Genomic DNA, 3,303 nt, shown 5'->3' with positions numbered 1-3,303 from the left:
AAACCGCTTGAACTCATCATGCTCAAACGATTCTTAGCCTAGTATATTCACATATCCTCTATATTTATATATTCGACAAGTGCATCCTGCCAGAGACGGAAGTTATTTGCTATTATAGTTTAAACAAGCAGCAGCAACGTTACGGGTACCAAACATATTAACCTGAAAGCTTCATCTTGTGCTGTTTCTGCAGCATCAACAGCAGTGTAAGCCCCGGCATGTATAACAACATCCGGTAATATCTGATTGAAAACGTCAATGACCTGTCGCTCAATTGTAACATCCATGTCCCTTGATCCCAATATAAACATTTGTCCGGTATATAAGTGTGCTAAAGAAGCAAAAGCCTTCCCTAGCTGCCCTGTGCCGCCAGTAACAACTATTCTCATACTGTCACCTAACGATATACCGGCAGATACTCTACCGCAATGTCTCTAAGTTGTAAATGCTGTTTATCCTTTTCCGATAAGGTAGGATGCGATATAGGCCAGTTTATTTTTAAATCCGGATCATTCCAAAAAATTCCCCTTTCACTTGGTGGTGAATAAAAGTCTGTACATTTATAGGCAAACAAAGCCGTTTCACTCATTACGCAAAAGCCGTGTGCAAAGCCCTCTGGTACATACATCTGGCGCCGGTTTTGTGCGGATAAAATTATACCAACCCAGTGGCCAAAGGTAGGCGACCCGTATCTTATATCTACGGCCACATCAAAAACTTCTCCTTGCAATACATACACCAACTTACCCTGCGGATTAGGCTGCTGATAATGAAGCCCCCGTAGAATTCCTTTTGTGGACAACGATAAATTATCTTGAACAAAATTGGTTGGGATATCCCACTGTAAATAACGGGCTGAGTTCCAAGTTTCCATAAAAAAGCCCCTACTATCTTCAAATACCTCAGGTTCAAAAATCTTTACATCCGGCAAAGACGTTTCATAACACCTCATTGAGCGGCCTCCCCCTGTGCCAGGTTTAATAGATATTCGCCATAACCATTATTTCTGTAGGAGTCGGCAATTTTTAATAATTGCTCAACAGAAATATAGCCCATACGGAAAGCAACTTCTTCAGGACATGCTATTTTTAATCCTTGTCTTTGCTCAATTGTTTCAATAAAATTTGCTGCCTGAAGAAGTGACCTATGCGTTCCTGTATCAAGCCACGCAACCCCCCGCCCCAAACGCTCAACTTTGAGTTGACCTTGCCTGAGATAAAGTCTATTTATATCGGTAATCTCAAGTTCGCCTCTGGCACTTAGTTTGAGCGCTTTCGCCATATCAACTACCTGATGATCATAAAAATATAGTCCTGTTACTGCATAGTTCGATTTAGGCTGTACCGGCTTTTCTTCAATGCTTATAGCTCTACCCGTTTTATCAAACTCAACTACACCGTAGTGTTCCGAATTGTTGACCCTATACCCAAAGACAGTTGCGCCTGCTTCCTTACTGGCCGCTTGTTGAAGTTTGACCGCAAGGCCATCACCATAAAAAATGTTGTCCCCTAACACTAGGCTGCAGCCTTTATCCTCAATAAAATCCTGCCCAACAATAAATGCCTGGGCAATCCCCTCCGGATAGGGCTGCGCTGCATAACAGATATTTATCCCCCATTGTGTTCCGTCTTTGAGAAGCTGCTCATATAACGGCAAATCTTGCGGAGTTGAAATAACCAGTATATTAGATATCCCTGCCAACATAAGCGTAGTTAGTGGATAATAGACCATAGGCTTGTCATAAATAGGCATCAATTGTTTGCTTATTACTTTGGTCAACGGATACAACCTTGTACCGGAACCGCCGGCCAAGATAATTCCCTTCTTGATCATACTCAACACTCCTAGCCGTTTATCCGATGACTAAGTCACTCTAAGACTCCCGCTTTTGTAAGCGGTAGTTAATAGCGTCTAAGTCCCTGGATAAGGTCGACTAAACTTCAGACGGGGTTAAAACCCCACCTGAAGCTAAGTCTCACTTTATAAACCCAAGACTCTTACCCACGACAACTGCCTGATTTAATACTTTGGCACCAATCCAGATTATCCAGATACCACTTAACTGTTTTGAACAATCCGGTTTCAAAAGATTCTTCGGGAACCCAGGCAAACTCTGCCTTTAATTTTGAAGAATCAATTGCATAGCGGCGATCATGACCTGGGCGATCTTTAACGAAAGTAATTAATTCACGATAACTGCCACCTTTCAGGCGCAGCTTCAATTTATCCAGCAAATCACAGATACCTTGGACTACCTGCAAATTAGTCTTCTCGTTATTGCCACCGACATTATAGACTTCTCCGGGCTGTCCTTGTGTCAGAACTTTTAAGATTGCACTACAGTGATCACGAACAAAGAGCCAGTCCCGAATATTGCTGCCATCTCCGTATATAGGTAACGGTTCATCTTTTAGCGCAGTAAGTATCATCAAAGGTATGAGCTTTTCAGGAAATTGGTAAGGACCATAGTTATTAGAGCAGTTAGTAATTAGCACCGGTAAGCCGTAAGTGTGAAAATAAGCCCGCACCAAGTGATCTGATGCGGCCTTGGATGCAGAATATGGCGAATTAGGCGCATACTTTGTTTCTTCAGTAAAATAGCCTGTTGGCCCTAGAGAGCCGTAAACCTCGTCAGTAGATATATGAAGAAAGCGAAAAGCGGCTTTCTGTGTGGCATCTTGCCTAGACCAATAATCACGAACGCACTCCAGCAATTCAAAAGTTCCCACAATGTTGGTTTGGATAAATTCTCCCGGCCCGTCAATTGACCGGTCCACATGGGATTCGGCTGCCAGGTGGACCACTCCGTCTGGCTGATATTGATCAAGCAATTGTTTTACCAGCATCCGGTCCTGAATTGATCCTTTGATAAAAATGTGGCGGGGATGCTGGAGTATGGATTTTAAATTGTTTAGATTACCCGCATAGGTCAGCTTATCAAGATTGATAATTTGGCAATTGGTATTTGCCATAATATAATGAACAAAATTACTGCCGATAAAGCCGGCGCCGCCTGTAATAAGCAGTGTTTGCAATAACAATCGCCTCCTGAGAATTAACTAAGAATCAATAATACTTCCTTACTATTCCTCAATACCTTTGAATGTTCCATTATATGACGAAATAACTCATATTGGCACAAGGTCTCCCAAATAGGACAGAATGCATGATGTTTCTAGACTTTGATTTCCTTGGGTAACACTCACATGTCCTAAATCATAATATAGTATAAATGTAAACTTATATAAAGTAAGAGATGCGAAAGGAGACTTAAGCTATGTCAGCGACTATATAAAGATAGAC

At 41.9% G+C, this 3,303-nt stretch carries 4 protein-coding genes; all 4 read right to left on the bottom strand.

Features of this window, described 5'->3' with window-relative positions:
- Positions 1-119: 119 nt before the first annotated feature.
- The 4 genes from VN379_RS05415 to rfbB all read right to left on the bottom strand — a co-directional run bounded on the left by VN379_RS05415 (position 120) and on the right by rfbB (position 3,035).
- On the bottom strand, positions 120-389 hold the full coding sequence (locus VN379_RS05415; protein WP_325522195.1) for a sugar nucleotide-binding protein: 270 nt from the start codon (positions 387-389) through the stop codon (positions 120-122).
- An 8-nt stretch (positions 390-397) separates the two neighbouring features.
- Entirely contained in the window at positions 398-952 is a 555-nt protein-coding gene (rfbC, locus tag VN379_RS05410) for a dTDP-4-dehydrorhamnose 3,5-epimerase (protein ID WP_325522197.1), read from the bottom strand.
- Entirely contained in the window at positions 949-1,833 is an 885-nt protein-coding gene (rfbA, locus tag VN379_RS05405; protein WP_325522199.1) for a glucose-1-phosphate thymidylyltransferase RfbA, read from the bottom strand. Before rfbA ends, rfbC begins: the two co-directional genes overlap by 4 nt.
- A gap of 164 nt (positions 1,834-1,997) precedes the next feature.
- On the bottom strand, positions 1,998-3,035 hold the full coding sequence (gene rfbB, locus VN379_RS05400) for a dTDP-glucose 4,6-dehydratase (protein WP_325531596.1): 1,038 nt from the start codon (positions 3,033-3,035) through the stop codon (positions 1,998-2,000).
- Positions 3,036-3,303 lie beyond the last annotated feature (268 nt).

The organism is Sporomusa sp. (assembly GCF_035561255.1).
Lineage (GTDB): Bacteria > Bacillota > Negativicutes > Sporomusales > Sporomusaceae > Sporomusa.
The sequence above is the reverse complement of the archived record's forward strand: the minus strand, read 5'-3'. Positions and strand labels throughout refer to the sequence as shown.

Coding starts and splice junctions, on each gene's coding strand:
- VN379_RS05415 (WP_325522195.1), bottom strand. CDS start 389: ATGAGAATAGTTGTTACTGGCGGCACAGGGCAGCTAGGGAAGGCTTTT.
- rfbC (WP_325522197.1), bottom strand. CDS start 952: ATGAGGTGTTATGAAACGTCTTTGCCGGATGTAAAGATTTTTGAACCT.
- rfbA (WP_325522199.1), bottom strand. CDS start 1,833: ATGATCAAGAAGGGAATTATCTTGGCCGGCGGTTCCGGTACAAGGTTG.